Source organism: Streptosporangium sp. NBC_01755 (assembly GCF_035917995.1).
In the GTDB taxonomy this organism is placed as follows: Bacteria; Actinomycetota; Actinomycetes; order Streptosporangiales; family Streptosporangiaceae; genus Streptosporangium.
This window is the reverse complement of record NZ_CP109131.1, coordinates 3,049,266-3,065,411: the sequence shown is the minus strand read 5'-3', so window position 1 is coordinate 3,065,411 and position 16,146 is coordinate 3,049,266. Positions and strand designations below refer to the sequence as shown.

General features: G+C 68.6%; 14 protein-coding genes. 8 read left to right on the top strand and 6 right to left on the bottom strand.

What is annotated here, in order from left to right:
* Positions 1-20: 20 nt before the first annotated feature.
* Positions 21-422, bottom strand: coding sequence for a PIN domain nuclease (locus tag OG884_RS14025; protein WP_326645723.1), 402 nt, complete (start codon positions 420-422; stop codon positions 21-23).
* The gene (locus tag OG884_RS14020; RefSeq protein WP_326645721.1) at positions 419-643 is read right to left on the bottom strand and encodes a type II toxin-antitoxin system VapB family antitoxin; all 225 of its coding nucleotides are present in this window, start codon (positions 641-643) and stop codon (positions 419-421) included. Before OG884_RS14020 ends, OG884_RS14025 begins: the two co-directional genes overlap by 4 nt.
* A 394-nt stretch (positions 644-1,037) precedes the next feature.
* On the opposite strand from OG884_RS14020, the gene OG884_RS14015 reads away from it, so the two are divergent.
* The 4 genes from OG884_RS14015 (at position 1,038) to OG884_RS14000 (ending at position 2,733) form a co-directional block, all read left to right on the top strand.
* The gene (locus OG884_RS14015) at positions 1,038-1,289 is read left to right on the top strand and encodes a type II toxin-antitoxin system Phd/YefM family antitoxin (RefSeq protein WP_326645720.1); all 252 of its coding nucleotides are present in this window, start codon (positions 1,038-1,040) and stop codon (positions 1,287-1,289) included.
* On the top strand, positions 1,274-1,681 hold the full coding sequence (locus OG884_RS14010) for a PIN domain-containing protein (RefSeq protein WP_326645718.1): 408 nt from the start codon (positions 1,274-1,276) through the stop codon (positions 1,679-1,681). The genes OG884_RS14015 and OG884_RS14010 overlap by 16 nt, the downstream gene beginning before the upstream one ends.
* Positions 1,682-1,881: 200 nt before the next feature.
* Positions 1,882-2,241 carry a helix-turn-helix domain-containing protein gene (locus OG884_RS14005; RefSeq protein ID WP_442811727.1) on the top strand — a complete coding sequence of 120 codons (360 nt, stop codon included), beginning with the start codon at positions 1,882-1,884 and terminating at the stop codon, positions 2,239-2,241.
* Between the two features lie 81 nt (positions 2,242-2,322).
* Entirely contained in the window at positions 2,323-2,733 is a 411-nt protein-coding gene (locus OG884_RS14000; protein WP_326645716.1) for a VOC family protein, read from the top strand.
* 133 nt (positions 2,734-2,866) lie between these two features.
* Here the strand turns inward: OG884_RS14000 and OG884_RS13995 are convergent, their stop codons facing one another.
* Together OG884_RS13995 and OG884_RS13990 are read right to left on the bottom strand one after the other, a co-directional pair.
* Entirely contained in the window at positions 2,867-3,790 is a 924-nt protein-coding gene (locus tag OG884_RS13995; protein WP_326645715.1) for an NAD(P)H-binding protein, read from the bottom strand.
* Positions 3,791-4,922: 1,132 nt separating this feature from the next.
* On the bottom strand, positions 4,923-5,249 hold the full coding sequence (locus tag OG884_RS13990; RefSeq protein WP_326645713.1) for a PadR family transcriptional regulator: 327 nt from the start codon (positions 5,247-5,249) through the stop codon (positions 4,923-4,925).
* Positions 5,250-5,451: 202 nt separating this feature from the next.
* On the opposite strand from OG884_RS13990, the gene OG884_RS13985 reads away from it, so the two are divergent.
* The 4 genes from OG884_RS13985 to OG884_RS13970 all read left to right on the top strand — a co-directional run bounded on the left by OG884_RS13985 (position 5,452) and on the right by OG884_RS13970 (position 10,260).
* Positions 5,452-5,799: a YciI family protein gene (locus OG884_RS13985; RefSeq protein ID WP_326645711.1), complete on the top strand. Its 348-nt coding sequence runs from the start codon at positions 5,452-5,454 to the stop codon at positions 5,797-5,799.
* A 47-nt stretch (positions 5,800-5,846) separates the two neighbouring features.
* Positions 5,847-7,127 carry an RNA polymerase sigma factor gene (locus tag OG884_RS13980; RefSeq protein WP_442811726.1) on the top strand — a complete coding sequence of 427 codons (1,281 nt, stop codon included), beginning with the start codon at positions 5,847-5,849 and terminating at the stop codon, positions 7,125-7,127.
* 10 nt (positions 7,128-7,137) lie between these two features.
* On the top strand, positions 7,138-9,723 hold the full coding sequence (locus tag OG884_RS13975) for an ATP-binding protein (RefSeq protein ID WP_326645707.1): 2,586 nt from the start codon (positions 7,138-7,140) through the stop codon (positions 9,721-9,723).
* A 171-nt stretch (positions 9,724-9,894) separates the two neighbouring features.
* Positions 9,895-10,260: a hypothetical protein gene (locus OG884_RS13970; RefSeq protein ID WP_326645706.1), complete on the top strand. Its 366-nt coding sequence runs from the start codon at positions 9,895-9,897 to the stop codon at positions 10,258-10,260.
* A gap of 78 nt (positions 10,261-10,338) precedes the next feature.
* Here the strand turns inward: OG884_RS13970 and OG884_RS13965 are convergent, their stop codons facing one another.
* Together OG884_RS13965 and OG884_RS13960 are read right to left on the bottom strand one after the other, a co-directional pair.
* Positions 10,339-11,706 carry a lipase family alpha/beta hydrolase gene (locus OG884_RS13965; protein WP_326645705.1) on the bottom strand — a complete coding sequence of 456 codons (1,368 nt, stop codon included), beginning with the start codon at positions 11,704-11,706 and terminating at the stop codon, positions 10,339-10,341.
* Entirely contained in the window at positions 11,696-16,054 is a 4,359-nt protein-coding gene (locus OG884_RS13960) for an nSTAND1 domain-containing NTPase (RefSeq protein WP_326645703.1), read from the bottom strand. Before OG884_RS13960 ends, OG884_RS13965 begins: the two co-directional genes overlap by 11 nt.
* Positions 16,055-16,146: the final 92 nt, after the last annotated feature.

Genomic DNA, 16,146 nt, shown 5'->3' with positions numbered 1-16,146 from the left:
CCGAGATCCCCTGAAGATTGTCAACTGATCCAGCGCGACGGCTGTCCGGTCAGGCGGGAGATGGTGTCGAAGTCAGCGTCGGCATGCAGCACGGTGAGCTTGTGATGCCGAGCCGTTACCGCCATGAGGAGATCGACCGGGGAGGCGCTCTGGTGCCACCCCTTGTCAGCGAGATCGCGTTGCAACTCGCTCGTCTCGTCCCAGGCCGATTCGGGGATGACGTAGTACGGGAAGGTCTCCTGGAGCAGATTGCCGGCTTCGTAGAAGGCTGGTCGGCCGCCGACAGCTCGGAGATACTCCTGCCTAACAGGCTCACAGATGCCGACGAGCCCGGCAGAGACCGTCTGGTCCCATTCTGTCCCGACCTGGCCACGGTAGAAGCGGACCAAGGCGCTGGTATCTATGAGATAGAGCTCTGTCACGCCACGACCTGGTGTGTGCTGTCACCCTTATCGATGGCTGAGAAGTCGATCTCACCCTCAGCCACCATCTCCCGCATGCGAGCCACGGCCGCTGCCCGCCTGCGTCGATCAACGATCTCTCGCAGGGCGGCGTTGACCGTGTCTTTCTTGGACGAGGTGCCGAGCAACTTCGCGGCCTCGGCCAGGGCCTCGTCATCGAGGTCGATCAGGGTCTTGGTCATGATGCCCCCGCCTGTATATACGAATTAAGATTAGTATATCAGCGGTGTTGATCCAGAGACGCTGTTCGCAACCTGAACGCGCGAAGACGAGGATCAGGTTTTGCCATGAGGACGGGAGCCGTCGGTTGCCGGGGGTGGCCAACGTGATGCTGACAGGCGCAGGCTTCCGGCTGACTCACGGCGCAAGTACCGACGTTGTGGTCGTTCGCCTCGGCGGGGGCAGCCACTCGCGGTCGTAGCGAGGGCTTGTGCTCTCGCGTGACCGGGCGGTTTTCCAGCCGGTACCGGTCTCGTGGCACCCGGCGTCTGGTCAGATTTCTCCGTTGCGGATTCCCGTCAGGAATCGGTTACTCCAAGAGCAAGCGGAATCAGATAATCTGATTTCATGAAGGTGATGACTGCCACCGAGGCGTCTCGGAGCTTCGCGGCCGTTCTGGACGAGGCCGAGCGAGGGGAGACAATCATGGTCACTCGTGGGGGTAGGCGAATCGCGGTTATCGGCCCCGCGCCCACGGCGCCAGGGCGTATGGTCAAGGCCTTCCTGACCAGAAGCGCGAGAACGCTGGACGCCGATTTCGAGGCCGACGTCGCGGCAGCCCGGGATGCGGTCGACGACGAGATGAGGGAGACGTGGCCCGACGCCTGATCCTGGACACCGGCGTGCTGATCGCCGCGGTGCGAGGTAGGGCCTCGGTGGACACGGTGATCGGAGACGCCGACGATGTGGCGATTGCCGCGATCACCGTGGCCGAGCTGCTCGTCGGTGTGGAAATGGCGGACGCGGCACGCCGCCCCGGCCGGCAGGCCTTTGTGGATGAGGCCCTCGCGTTGATCCCGGTCGAGGAGTACACCACGGACGTCGCCAGGGTCCACGCTCGTCTGATGGCACATGCGCGACGAGAGGGAAAGACGCGGGGCGCATACGATCTGCTGATCGCCGCGACGGCCGCGGCCACCGCGAGAACCGTGATCACGATGGACTCGTCTGCCGCGTTTGACGATCTACCCGGTGTGCGGGCACAAGTCGTTCCCCGCTGAGCACTGACGGCAACCCTGACGGCAACGTCGACCGTCCGCTCTCGCTCTGTTCATCGCATGCGGGTTGCGTCCACGGAGGTGGTGCACCACCTTGCGCTGGGAGAGGGCGGAGCGGATCGGTCACCGGACCTGCCACGGACGGCGGAGAACCGTGGTGTGATGGCGCTGTGAGCCGCGCCGTAGAAGAGACCAACCGCCGCATGCTCCGGGCACGGGATGCGATGGACCGCGCCTACGCGCAGCCGCTGGACGTTCCGGCCCTGGCCCGGATCGCCCATGTGTCGGAGGCGCACTTCACGCGTACCTTCCGGGCCACGTTCGGCGAGACGCCGCACCGCTACCTGCAGCGCCGCCGGGTCGAGCGTGCGATGTACCTGCTACGGGAGACCGACCGCAGTGTGACGGACATCTGCTTCGAAGTCGGCTTCGGCAGCCCGGGAACCTTCAGCCGCACGTTCCGCGACATCGTCGGCCGGTCGCCGAGGACGTACCGCAAGGAAACGGCGGCCACGAACGTACCGACGTGCTTCACGATGGCGTGGATGCGGCCGAGCGCCTGACCGTCCGCACTACCCGTACCGTCCGTCGACTGAGCAGTTTTGGATAAGTTTTCGTCCGGCTTGCCCGGTAGCGTGATGCACATGTTCAACGCCATCACGCACTCGCAGATATACGTCCTCGACCAGGGTGAGGCCCTCGACTTCTACGTCGGCAAGCTTGGCCTGGAGGTCTGCGCCGACGTCGACATGGGCTCCATGCGCTGGCTGACCGTCGGTATCCCCAGCAGCCCTGAGCGCCAGATCCTGCTGGAGGAGCCGGGCGGTCCGATGATGTCCAAGGAGACGGCGCAGCAGGTCCGCGAGCTGGTGACCAAGGGCGCGATGGGTGGCCAGCTCATCTTCAGCACGGACGACTGCCGCAAGACGTACGAGACGCTGCTGGGCCGGGGTGTCGAGTTCACCGAGGAACCCACCGATCGCCCGTACGGAATCGACTGCGCCCTCCGCGACCCCTTCGGCAACCACATCCGCTTCACCCAGCCGAGTGCCTGAGGACTGTCCCACGGGTTACGAGCGGAGCCGGAACCGGATTGCGGCGACGGTAACGGTGCCGTGAAAGAGATGGGCCCGCCAGAAGGGAAGGAGTATGGCCGGGGCTTTTTTGATCTCTGGTGACGGCAACGCCTCACCCCTGGAAGAGTGCGGGATGAGCCGTGACGAAATCCCGCACGCTCGATGCCGGCCTTCCTATGATCTTCTCGATGTCATGCGTCACGCGGTCGTAGCGTCCTTCCGAGTGGAGGCGCGCCATGCCGGCGAGGTGCTCGAAGACGTGCTGGGGCAGCCCGAGAGTGCTCAGTTCCTGGTCGACCCATTGTCGATAGGGCACATCGACGTAAGTGACGGATCGGCCCAGCGCCTCGGAGTACTCCGCCGCCATGCCGGTCAGGTCCTGGGATCGCGGCCCGGTGAGTTCGTAGACCTTCCCGATATGCGGGGAGGGGGCCACGAGGATCGTCGCGATCACTTCGGCGACGTCACGGGACGCGACCGGTGAGGTACGGCCGGAGCCGAAGGGCAGCCGTATGGTGCCGTCCTTGGCGATCGAGGAAACGGCGAAGGTCGTGAAGAGCGGGTTCTCCATGAAAACGGTCGGCCGTACCTGCACCCCGGGCAGGCCGGACCAGTCGAGGACCTGCTCGGCGAGCCAGTGCAGCCGCTGTTGACGTGATTCCGTGGTACTCGTGAGGCTCATCTGGGAGACGGTCATCTGCGACATGTTGATGAACACCTCCAGGTCCCCCTGCTCGCGAGCGGCGGCCGCCGCGGTGGCCGCCGCCTCCAGGTACGAGGTGGACACGCTCATGCTGAAATACACGCGGCGGCAGCCGGCCATCGCACGGACGACGTCCGCGCCGCGGGTGAGATCGCCGGCCACTACCTCGGCGCCCGTGGCGCGTAGCGCCTCCGCCCGGTCGTCCTCGCGATGGACAAGCGTACGAACGGGTAGGTCACGTTGCCGCAGAATCCCGACCACGGCCCGGCCGACCGCTCCGACGCTCCCCGCGGCGCCGGTCACCAGAATCGGTCGCTCATCGGACATCATCATCTCCTCACCGGTATCGACGATCTGCTACCCACGCTGTTCCAGCCGTATCCCTCCTGGTCAGGGTGGTTCCGGTCCGCTCCATGTCGCGACTGCCGGGCGAGGCCGCCGCGGATGACGTCGAGGGATTCGCGCAGGCTTGGCCGTGCCTGGCCGGGCTCTCGCAGGTCGAGGAGGGTGGACAGGGGGCGCGTCCACGGATGTGGTGTACGAGCGTCCGAATCCGGTAAGCCGGTCACGCTTGAAAAGCGCGGCGTCGTCCGTGGGGAAAGCGTGGCGAGGGTGGTGGAGTGGTTCAGGGCCGCTCGTTGGTGTCGCGTCGTGCGGGGTCGAAGGTCAAAAGCGCGCCGAGGACCGTGGAGTGGTCCCAGACCGCCCATCGGTACGGGTCCGCCGCGGTGCGGAAGGATTCGGGGCCGCTCCTCGCCGCCGCCTCGTGCGGGGCTCTCGCCGTGCGGGGTCGGAAGGTCCGCGGGGTGTCCGGTCAGGGGTCGCCCTCGGCCGGGTGCGGGGACGAATCGGGCCTTCCGCCACGAAAGGCGGCCCACCCGAGGGGGCGGGAGTGGCGCTTTCCATGATCTGGGTGAATCCGCACGCCCCCAGCGTGCCAACTCATCCAGATCATGGAAAATCCCCGATCGTCACCACCACGGCCCCGCCTCCACACCCGCCATGACCTGCTTTGCCTCCTCTCGGAGCTCCACCGGCCCGCCCTCTGCCACCCACACCCGACCAACGCCCGCCACCACCCCGCACGATGCGTTACCGGTGAGCGGTCCCGAGCGACTCCGCCGCCCTCGCTGCGCTTTTGATCTTCCACCCCGCACGATGCGTTACCGGTGAACGGCCCCCAACCACTCCGCCGCCCTCGCTGCGCTTTTGATCTTCCACCCCGCACGATGCGTTACCGGTGAACGGCCCCCAACCACTCCACCGCCCTCGCTGCGCTTTTCCCCACGTACTACGCCGCGCTTTTCAACGGCGATCAGCCAGGCGCGACGCAGGTATCGATCTCAAACACTCGTACATCACCTGCGCGGACGCGACCTGGACAGGAGTTCTTCGTTACGGGATTCGTGAAAGCGCGGGGGGTAGGCGCGCATCAGCAGACGGCACCGACACTCATAGGGGTCCATCAGGTCCCCATGCCTGGCTGAAGGTTGAGCCGTCGCTGGGCCGTGGCAGCCAGGCGGCTCAGCCGGACGGTCTCCTCGGTGAGCACCTGTTGGCCATGGCCGGTGAGGTCGTAGTAGCGGCGGTGGCGGCCGTCGACGACCTCCTCCTTGACCACGATGACCAGCCCATCGCCGGCCAGCCGGTCCAGGGCGCCGTAGAGGGTTCCGGCACCGAGCCGGACGCGGTCTTCGGACAGTTCCCGTACTGTTTTGATCACGCCGTATCCGTGCAGCGGGCCTTGGGACAGGGCCAGCAGGATCAGATAGCTCTGCTCACGTAGCGCCATACCTGACATGTATCGCTAAACGTATTATTGGTCAATATTGCCGCGCTTCAGGGGTACCTCACCCGGCGCTCCTCGGAGAGCGTGGACGCTGTCCAGGGCGAGGGTTGCCGGAATCCTTGGGGACGTGTCGATCTGAGCGGGTCCCGTTCGTCGTCATGGTGTACGGCAACCCGCCGTGCGAGGACATGAGGAGAGTCAGGCCATGAAGTACATGTTGCTGATCTACAGTGCCGCGACCACCGACGGGGCCGACCAGTGCGACTTCGAGGACTGGGTGGCCTATGACAAGGCAATGAAAGAGGCGGGGATCTGGGTCGGCGGCCACGCGCTGAAGGACCTGACCACCGCCACGACGGTCCGGGTCGGCCCAGCCGGTGACCGGAACGTCACCACGGACGGACCGTTCGCCGAGACCCGCGAGATCCTCGGCGGCTACGACATCATCGACGTGCCGAACCTCGACGTCGCGCTCGACTGGGCCGCCCGCTGCCCCGGATCGCGCGACGGCGGGTCGGTCGTGGTGCGGCCGGTCGCCGAGTTCGAGGCCTGACACCGGTGGACGAGCGGGTCGCCGGTGCCAGATCGTCCGTGGAGTCGATGTTCCGCGAGGAACGTGGCCGGTTACTCGCCTCCCTGGTCCGCCGCTTCGGCGACCTCGACCTCGCCGAGGAGGTCGCCTCCGAGGCCGTCGAGGCGGCGCTGGTGCACTGGCCGGTCGAGGGGGTTCCGGCCAGGCCCGGGGCCTGGCTGCTGACGACGGCGCGGCGCCGCGCCGTCGACCGGCTGCGGCGGGACCAGGCCTACGCCGCCCGGCTCGCCATCCTGCAGGTGGAGGCGGACCGGGCCGACCCCGCCCCGCCCGCGGACGCGAACAGCGATCTCCCTGACGAGCGGTTGCAGCTGTTCTTCACCTGTGCCCACCCGGCTCTTTCCGCCGAGGACCGCGTGGCACTGACCCTGCGCTGCCTGGCCGACCTGACGACGGCCGAGGTCGCTCGGGCCTTCCTGGTCCCGGCCGTGACGATGGCCCAGCGGATCGTACGGGCGAAGAAGAAGATCCGCGAGGCCCGTATCCCGTTCCGCGTACCCGGCGCCGACGAACTGCCGGAGCGCCTGCCCGGGGTGCTCCAGGTCATCTACTCGATCTTCACTGAGGGGTACGCGGCCAGCTCGGGCCCGGACCTGCAGCGGCTCGACCTCGCCGAGGAGGCCATCCGGCTGGCGCGGATCCTGCGCCGGTTGCTGCCCGTCGAGCGGGAGGTCGCCGGACTGCTCGGGCTGATGCTGCTGGTCCACGCGCGCCGCGACGCCCGGAGCGGTCCGGGCGGCGAGCTCGTGCTGCTCGATGACCAGGACCGCGGCCGCTGGGACCGCGTGATGATCGAGGAGGGCCGCGGCCTGGTGCTCGTCGCGCTGACCGGTGGTCCACCCGGCCTGTACGGGGTTCAGGCCGCGATCGCCGCTCTGCACGACGAGGCCGCGGACGTCGCGACCACCGACTGGCCGCAGATCGTGGCGCTCTACGACGTGCTGCTCGCTCTCGCGCCGTCCCCGGTCGTCGCGCTGAACCGGGCCGCGGCGGTGGCGATGCGCGACGGGCCGGAGACGGGCCTGGCGCTGCTCGACGATTTGGCCGGCGAGCCGCGACTACGCGGCTACCACCCCTACCCGGCAGCCCGGGCGGACCTGTTGTGCCGGCTCGGCCGGTTCCCCGAGGCCGCCGCGGCCTACCGGGAGGCACTCGACCTGGCCGGCACCGCCCCCGAACGTGCTCACCTGCGGCGCAGGCTGAGCGCGGTCGCGACGGCAGGTCCGGCCGACACCGGCCGACACCTGACGACACCTGACGACACCGCCGGGTGCGAGGCGGGAGTTTAGCATCAAGTGGATGGAGCTGTGGGAGCGTTCCGCGACGCTGGATCTCCTCGGCGATCTTCTGCGCGAGAGCGCCCGCGGCGGCCGAGTGGCGGTGGTGGCCGGCGAGGCGGGCATCGGCAAGTCCGTGCTCGTAGCCGAGTTCGCCCGGCGATGCGGGCCGGCAGCATGGGTGCTCTGGGGCGGCTGCGACCGGTTGATCACCCCGCGGGCGCTGGGCCCCCTGCACGACATCGGCCGCCAGACCAGAGGCGTTCTGGCCGATCGGCTGAGCGCCGGCGCCGCGCGAGAGGAGATCTTCGCGGCTTTCCTGGACGAGCTTTCCGGGCCGCCGCAGCGGCCGCGCCCGGTCGTCGTGCTGGAGGACGCGCACTGGGCCGATGAGGCCACACTCGACTGGCTGGTCTGGTCGGGCCGGCGGATCGGCCGGATGTCGGCCCTGTTCGTGGTGACCTACCGTGACGACGAGGTGGGCGCCGAGCACCCGCTGCGGGGTGCCCTGGCGGCCCTGCCCAGCGCCATCGTGCGACGCGTGTCGCTGTCGCCGCTGTCACCGGCGTGCGTGACGGAGCAGGCGCACCGGGCCGGGCGGGATCCGGAGCCGGTCTACCGATTGACCGGCGGCAATCCGTTGCTGGTGACCGAGCTGTTCAAGGCCGAGGGCCGGGCGGTGCCGGCCACCGTGCAGGATCTCATCCTGGACCGGCTGCGGGCACTGCCGCGGCCAGCCCGGGAGCTGGCCCAACTCGTGGCGGTGATCCCGACTCGCGCCGACGCCGCCGTCGTGGCGGGAGCGTCGGACCTGGTCGACATGTGTGTCGACGCCGGGGTGCTCGTGCCGTCCGGCGACGGCGTGTCGTTCCGTCACGAGCTGCTGCGCAGCGCGGTGGAGGACGCGATGTCGCCCGCGCGCCGCGCCGCCCTGCACCGGCGGGTGCTGGGCGTGCTGACGGGAGTGGCCGGGGTCGACCCCGGCCGCCTGGTCCACCACGCGCTGCACGCGGGGGACGAGGCCGCAGTCCTGCGGTACGGGCAGGTGGCGGGGGCCGGCGCGGCCCGGCAGGGCGCGCATCGGGAGGCGACGGCGCATTACCGGGCCGCGGCCGTGCACGCCGACCGGCTGCCGGCTCCGCAGCGGGCCGAGCTGCTGGAGGCGTACGCCTTCCAGGCGTACCTGGCCGGGCTGGCCGAGGAGGGACTGCGGGCCCGGCAGGCGGCGCTGGCCGTACGGGAGGATCTGCGGCAACCCGAGCAGGTCGGGGAGAACCTGCGCTGGATCTCCCGGCTGGCGTGGTGGGCGGGGGACGCGGGGAAGGCCCGCGAGGCGGCAGCCCGGGCGGTGACGGTCCTCGAGGCCGGGCCGCCGGGCCGACAGCTGGCCATGGCCTACAGCAACCGGTCGCAGCTGCACATGCTGGCGGGGGAGGGGGAGACGGCGGTCACGTGGGGGGAGCGGGCGCGGACCCTGGCCGACCGGCTGGGGGATGTGGAGACCTCCGTTCACGCCGTGATCAACGTGAGCAGCGCCCGGCTGATGGACGGTGACGACGCCGCGGCCGCGGCGCTGCGGGAGGCGCACGAGCTGGCCTCCTCCCTGGGCCTGACCGATCACGCCGCCCGGGCGCTGGTCAACCTGGCCACTTTGCTGGTCCAGTCGGCCGAGTACGAAGCCGCCGTCCCGGCGGTCGAGCGGGCGCTGGCCTACGCCACCGAGCAGGACCTCGACGGCTACGTCCAGTACCTGCTCGGGGTGCGGGCGGGGGTGCGGCTGGTCCGCTGTGACTGGACCGGCGCGCTGGCCGACGCGGACGCGGCGCTGGACCGGCCGGTCCGGGCCGGGGTCGCGGTGGTTCCCGCACTGGTGGCGCGGGGCCGGATCCAGGCGGCTCGTGGCGAGCCCGAGGCGTCGGCCACGCTGGACGAGGCCGCCCGCCAGGCCGAACGCACCGGTGAGGTGCAGCGGGTCTGCCCGGTGGCGGCGGCCCGTTCGGAGTACTTCCTGTGGTGCGGCGATGCCGAGCGTGCCGCCGAGGAGGCTCGGCGAGGCCTGGACCTGGCCATGACGGTGGGCCACCCGGTGTACATCGGGGAGCTGGCCTACCGGTTGTGGCGGGCCGGTGGGACCGGCATCCCGGGTGCGTCGGCGCGGCCGTACCAGATGATGATCGACGGCGACTGGGCGGGCGCGGCCGCGGAGTGGGCACGGCACGGCGCCGGATACGCGCGCGTCGAGGCGCTGGCGGGCGGTGACCAGGACGCGGCGGCCGAGGCATTGCGGGTCCTGGACGAGCTGGGGGCCACGCGGGCGGCGGAGAGGTTACGGGCCGAGCTGAGAAGGCGCGGATTCACCCGGGTGCCGCGCGGCCCCCGCCGGGCGACGGCCGCCAACGCCGCCGGTCTGACGCCGCGCCAGGCGGAGGTGCTCGCGCTGCTGGCCGAAGGGCTGTCCAACGCCGAGATAGCCGGCCGCCTGTCGTTGTCGGTCAAGACCGTCGACCACCACATCTCCGCGGTGCTGGGCAAACTCGGTGTGGCCAGCCGGGGTCAGGCGGCCGCTGCGGCGCACCGGCTGAACCTGATCCGGGATCCCGCAAATTAGGGAGATCTCCCCAATCGCGGTCCGTTGCAGAGGTCCTACCGTTCCGTGCGGAGGCGTCGCCGTAACCGGTGTCACGGCCGGCGGATGATCCGTCACAGGCTCCCTCACCCGCCGGTGCCGCGTCGTTCGGGAAGTCCACGTGTTCCATCGGCGAAAGACAAGGAGAAATCCATGGCCGGAAAAGCCGTCGTCAGCTTGACCACCGGGCTCGAGGACCCTGAGCGGGTCACAGTGGCGTTCCTGGTCGCGGTCGGCGCGGTCGAGCAGGGCCGTCCCACGCTCATGTTCCTCACCAAGGAAGCGGCCCGGCTGGCGCTGGACGGAGTCGCCACCGCCGTCGCGTGTGACGGATGCCCTCCGCTGACCGACCTCGTGGCCAGGTACGCCAAGGCAGGTGGACGCTACTTGGTCTGCCCGATCTGCTTCGAGGCCCGCGCGCTCGACAGGGGGCGACTCATCGAGGGCGCGGAGCTGGGCGGGACCGTCCCCATGTGGCAGTGGATCGGCGACGAGGGCGCGACCACCTTCAGTTACTGATGTCCGGAGGGCACCGAAGCAGCGGTGAGGTCGTCGATGAGGTCGTTGGTGAGGTCGACCATCAGCCGGCATGAGAAGTTACCGATCGAGGATCATCACAGCGTCACGGTGCACGGTTTCCAGCCGGTCGGATGCCACCTCGATGGTCCAGACGCCGGGCACCGTGTCCAGGGTTCCCTGCCATGCCCCCGTGCCGTCCGGGAACAGGCGCGTCTTCGCCACGGGGTCACCGCCGGCCGAGCACAGCCGCGCGGTGAAGCGGAGGCGCGGATCGGCTGCCGTCACCGTGACGGTCAACGGCTCGCCCGCTACGGCGAAGTCGGGCACTTCCACGCCGAACATGTCATCTTCGGCCAGGTACTCCGACAGCGGGATGGCGTTGTAGACATTGCTGAGCTGCCGGAGCACGGGCTTCTCGTTCGGCAGTGCCGTATGTCTGTAGGAGTGCAGGACGGTTCGCCCCGTGTGCTCGAACTCATGCGGGGTGGCCGAGAGGCCGGTGACCGTGCCATCCCCCGACCATTCACGCAGGTCGTCCAATGTGGCGTGGAACTTGAGGTCGCCCGCGGACACCGAGAGACCGTGGTCGGTGGGGTGACTGCCGCCGCCCGCGATTGCGATCAGATCGTAGGGACTCGGCTGCCCCTTCATACGATCGGCGACGTCGTTGGCCTCCTGCGCCTCTCGGAGCTCGGCATGGAAGGAGAACGCATCACGCACCATCGAGGTCGGCAGGTCGGGAACGTCCACACTGTCCAGGCGGGTGAGCGCGCCCTCGGGGGCATGGACCGCAGTGTAGACGGGAAGGAGCTGCGCGACGGAGGGGAAGGTGCGGACCACCGGGGTGAGCCGGTCGGCCACGTACTTCGGCACCCGCCAGGGGAGGCTACCGGTGAGCAGCCGGACCGCCTTGACGGCGCCGTGATAGGGGGTGCCGACGGTCACCAGTGCGGAGGCGATCTCGCGCCCGCCCATGCGCTCAAGGTAGTACCGGGCGACGAGCCCGCCCATGGAATGGCAGATAAAGATCACCCGAGGCTCCTCCGTTCCCGGTGACGTCGCCGCCACGCGCTCGCGCCACTGTGCGAGCCGGTCCTCGACGAAAACCTTGAGCCGTAGTGCGGACAGCCGGTTCGACAACCGCCAGTCGTAGGGGAAGACGACGAGCCGATCATGGAGATCGTTTTTGAGGTGGTTGAGGCAGTCGCGGTAGCCGAGATGCGGTAAGCCCGGCCACACTCGTGGCTCACACAACGCCCCCGGGGCTTCGAACGCGTGAGAGCCCTCCGGCTCGCCGTCACCGAGACCTTCGGGTAGCGGCAGCGATTTCAAGGTCACCGATGATCTCGCGATGGCGGACATGGAGAGGTTCCACACGTCGTGGCCCGACTGCGTCAGCCGGCTTCCCATGATTCCCGGGATGAACACCACGAGGTCATGGCGCATGTCGTGCTCCGTTCTCGTCGTAGAGGAGAGGGTTGAGCCGGGTCATGGGCAGCTGTAGCTGATCGCAGCGCTCCTTGCCGGCGAGGAACAGCATGATGGCTCGACGATCGGCTACCGCTGCCACGTGTTCCACCAGGTAGCCGCGATCGGGGATGTCGAGCAACGGCCGACGCCCTACCAGGTCCCAGAGCCGTACCGTCGCCGCTCCGTTCCTGGCGATGAGCAGAGGGCGTTCGGGTGATCCGGTGAGAGCCATGGAGCGCACCGCGGTGGCCGACGTGGTGAGGAGATCCGCCTGCCGGCGCTTCTCCGTGAACTCCGAGACGAAGATCTTCGATCCGGCGGACACGGCGATGAGCGGAGCCCGAGAGCTGTAGACGCCACAGCTCAAGGCGCTCATCGGACCCATGGGCACGTCGATCCGCGAGATGGGATGCGGTCCGGTCTGCCAGAGATAGGCGGATGCCCCTGCCCTGGCCACAACGTACGGTTCATCATCCGGGCGTGCGATCACGGCTATCTGCTCGATCATGGCGGCAGCTGTCACGGAGGCGCTGGTCTCTCCCGGGTGCCAGCCCAGATCCGCGGCATCTCGCCGGTACACGTGCAGCCGCTGGCCGGCCGGAACAAACAGCCGGACGGCGTCGCGGTCGGCGTGCAGGGCCACCGCGCGTATTCCGTCGTCCCTTGGACCGTCCAATTGGAGTTCGTGCCGGTGAGCGACGGTGCCGTTCACGATGGTCCACAGCCATACCGTTCGCCGGAACACCGTCGCGACCAGCCAGGTGTCGTCGGCGAGCGGAACGGCTGAAATCTCGGTGGCCTTGTCGGGCGCGTGGTCGAGGACGAGCTCCTCGGGGGACCACCGGTGGGACCGCCCGGCCGCGGTGTGCTCGGTGATCCTCACCCGGGAACCATCTGCTCGGCAGAGCAGGTGCCGATCACGAATGCCGGGAAAGAGCCGCAGCAGGTGGAGTGCCGATCCGGCCGTGACGTCGCGCGGCGCGATGTCCGCCGGCTCCCAGATGCGCACGGTGCCGCCGTCGGCGACGGCCAGCCGCCCGCTTCCCGCGGGGTCGAAGACCAGAGAGCTGAGCATCGTGTCATGCCGCGTGAGTGGAATGTGCGCTCTGCCGTCCACGTTCCACGTACGGATCTCGGCCCCATCCTTGACGGCGGCCAGCACGCCGTCCCGCCCGCGCCCGAGAGTGACGCCTCTGCCGTGCGTGGCGATGTCGAGGACCGGGGCGTCGCGATTCTCCTCGCGAGGGATTTCACGGAGGTGCCAAACTCGGAGCCGTTGCCACCCCACCGTGGCGACCCATGCGGTGCCGTCGGCTTCGGCGAGGACCGCTACGTCGTCGACGCGTGCCGTACCTGTCTCAAGGAAGCCGGTCGGGGCAGGCTTCCGGGTGCCCCTTGTGATCTCCCGCAGCTCGATCCGCCTCCCGCAGCCGATCACGGCGACGAGAGCCCCGGAAAGGGGAACCAACCGGACCGGGCGGGAGTGTTCGTCTAGCCGGGTTTGATGGATCCGGCTCGGCCGAGGCGGGGCCTTCACCGGCCAGCTCCATACCCACAGCATGTCGCCGTCGAGGGCTGCCGCGTACGCGTCCGCGCCGAGCGAGGTCACCGTCACCGACTTCAGGTCGCCGCCCCAGTACATGCGCTGAGGGTGGCGGGGGGAGGCGGTCGTCCACAGAAGCAGCGCCTTGGCGTCGGCGGCCACGATGACGGGGACGTCGGAGCCGACGACGCCGACGGTGGACAGCGGCCCTTCTCCTCCGAGGGGGTCCGCCTCTCTCTCGAACGTCCACGCGACGTGCCCGCTCGATGCGTGCCAGGCGCGGACCTCGCTGCTTCCCGAGGCCAGCACGAGGTCCCCGCCCGCACCCGTCCAGGAGACCGCGTGTGCTCCCCCGAACGGCCCGCTCCACGCCCGATGCACAGGTTCGGGGCTTGCATCCGTCCAGACGTCGTTCCAGAGCAGCCGCGAGGTCTCGTGTCCCGCCTCGCTGAGAAGGTCGGGGTGGCTGCGCAGGGCGGTGGCTCGCAGCAGGGCCCACCGCTCCGGAACGTCGAGCCGTGGGAATTCCGTGACCACGCGCATATAGAGCCTGAGCGGCTCTGAGACATGGGAGGTGGTGCCGACCAGTGGTAGCACCCCTGCCGGGTCGGCGTTCACGAGGAAGTCGAGGTCGCTCGTAAGCCGTTCGAGCATGTCGTCGCCCGCGGCCGCCGCGTGGGCCGCGATATGGGTCTTGATGTAGGGGTCGGTCTTTTCCCATGAGCCGTCGCCGTCCTTATAGCGCAGGCGATCGAGGGCGTCGACGACGCGGCGATGGAGAAGGCCGGGCTGGGCGTCGTGGCCGAGGGGGAGAAGATGAGCGCCAAAACTTAGGTGATGCAGTCGGTAGAGGTCTCTGCCCTCCTCGCGCTCCACGGAGACGAGCGTCTTCAGGGTGCCACGGACCACACGCAGGAGCTCGTCGTGGGTGTACGGCCGGCCTTTTCTCAGCCGCAGCGCGTTGGCGATCTCAAGCCATACCGACGGACACGGGAGGCCCGCTTGCGCCAGGGCGAGTGGCCTCAGGAGGTCCTGCGTGCGCTCGGGATCGGTGGGGTCCAGCATCCGTATCTCTTCAGCCATGAGCGCGCTCAGCTCGGCCAGGCCCGAGCCGATGCCGCTGTCCAGACGGTGGCGGGGGAGCACCTCCTTCTGTCTCGCGAGGTGGTGCGCCCACATCGAGGCGACGATGAAGAGTCCGCGACTGCGGGTTGACAGCGACGAGCAGACGTAGGCCCGTTCGTCGGCCCTGGTCCGGTACGGCGATCCTTCGGAGTTCAGCACGTGTTCGACGTACCGACCGATGTCGGCGTCCGTGGCAGGGTCCTCGTCGATCGCCAGGGGATCTTCATTCCCCTGTAACACCTCTGGAAGCGTCGCGGTGACCACGTAGTCGGCGGGCAGCTGTCGCGGAAGATAGCGGGTGCCGACGATCACCTTGATCGCGGGACGCGCTGCGAGCCGGTTCAGCAGGTCTCGTGCGATCTCGAAGGACTGTCCTGTCGCGGCCTCGTCCAAGCCGTCGACGAGCAGGGTGAGCGCGCCTTTCAGCTCGGCCACCCGGGCCACCGCCGCGGTGAACTCTTCGGCGGTGTCGAACGAGCGGGCTTCGAGGCCGAGCGGGTGAAGGCGCAGTGCCAGTTCGGAGATGAGGCCCGAGATGCTCTTCCCCCGGCAGTGCACAGCCGCGTGGATGGAGCGGAGATCAGGCTGGAGGTGGAGGGGCGGCTTGCCGGACAGCCGCTCGTAGAACTCGGGAATGGTGAGGTGCGCCACGTAGCTGAGGAGCGCCGACTTGCCGCTCCCGGAGGGGCCGGTCACCACGAGCATGCCGCGGGATCGGGTGCCCAGCCAGGTCACGATTCGCCGTACGCTCGCCGTCCTCCCGGTGAAGTGCCGGATGCCCCACAGGTCGGGGGTCTCGGAGAACGGCCGCATCACGTCCTTGCGAAGATCGTCACCGATCCAGCTTTCGTCCTCTTCCGGTCGTACGGCACGCCGTACAGATTCCGAAAAGTAGGGATTTCGGAGAAATATGCGGGAAAGGGGGGGAATCTCCTGCCAGTTCTGGACCTGCTCGCCCCGGGTCCAGCCCATGTTTTCCGACAGCGCCTTCAGCAGGTCCGGCAGGCTGACATATCTTTCGGTACGGGGGAACAAGGGCTTCTCTTCCACGAACAGGCGGGGGTTGCCCACCACGTGCTTGAGATTTCTGACCCATGCACCCGAGGCCGCCTGCTCTTCGGCCGTGGCGACGACTGCGAAACCCGCAGATCTGCCGCGTTCGTCGACCTCACGGCCCATACTCCTGATGATCTGGGTCACCGTGTCGAGGGCGGCGGTGCTGAAGCAGGCGTCCAGGATCAGGAGGACCTCTCCGGGAAGTTTGGAGGTCATGTGTGCGATGTCCGTGACGTCGAACGCGAGTTCCGGCTGCGCCGAACTGTTGCGGTAGCAGTCGCTGGGCAGTAGAAAGTACTCTTTCTTGCCCTTCCCGAGCACTTTACCGTGCCCGGTCCAATAGACGATCTTGCGAGTGGCGGGGTGCCGGGCCAGGATCTCGAACCCCTCGATGATCGCCTGTTTGGTGCCGCGGGCCTTCTCTGAACCGGCGAGGTCCAGGTAAGAGGCGCGAAACCCCAGTGCGGCGGCCAGCTCGACGAAATCGTCCGCGCTCTGCTGGACGAGCTCGCGACGCTCCTGGCCCTTGGGAGCGCCGGGATAGGAATCGACCACCACGGTGGCGACAACTCCGATAGGGCCGTCGTCAAGTTCCACCACGGTGCACCTCCTGGCAAGGCTCTGAACGCGGTTCTGTCAGGCGTTGAGCGAGGTGCATTCGACCACGATTCGATACGCTTGCCAAGTCAGAG